Origin of the sequence: Xanthobacter autotrophicus (genome assembly GCF_030015065.1) — a bacterium.
GTDB lineage: Bacteria > Pseudomonadota > Alphaproteobacteria > Rhizobiales > Xanthobacteraceae > Xanthobacter > Xanthobacter autotrophicus_D.
In genome coordinates, this window is record NZ_JAIVFN010000484.1 from 1 (window position 1) to 418 (window position 418).

Consider the following 418-nt stretch of genomic DNA (forward strand, 5'->3'; position numbering starts at 1 on the left):
CATGGCCACCGAACGCATCCGCGAGTGCCTCGTGCAGTGGCTGAACGGCGACGGGCGCGACGCTCCGACGGGCGAGCTGCGGCACGCGATGGAAGTCTGCGTGGATTCCGCCAACCGCGCCATCTACGAAGCATCCCACGCAAACGCGCAGTACGCCGGCATGGGCACGACCCTCGTGGTCGCCGCCTTCCGGCAGGACCGCCTCGTGCTCGGCCACATCGGCGATTCCCGCTGCTACCGCCTGCGGGATGGCGCCCTCCAGCAGATCACCCGCGACCACTCCTGGCTGCAGGAGCAGATCGATGCCGGCCTTCTCACGCCCGAGGCGGCCGCCGTCTCCGGCTTCCGCAACCTCGTCACCCGGGCCATGGGCGTGGAGCCCACCGCCGCGCTGGAAGTCAACGAATTCCAGGTGCAG

General features: G+C 69.9%; 1 protein-coding gene. It reads left to right on the forward strand.

What is annotated here, in order from left to right:
- Window positions 1-418 (forward strand): PP2C family protein-serine/threonine phosphatase (locus K9U40_RS24145; protein ID WP_282892577.1); only part of this gene is annotated, 418 nt, incomplete at both ends.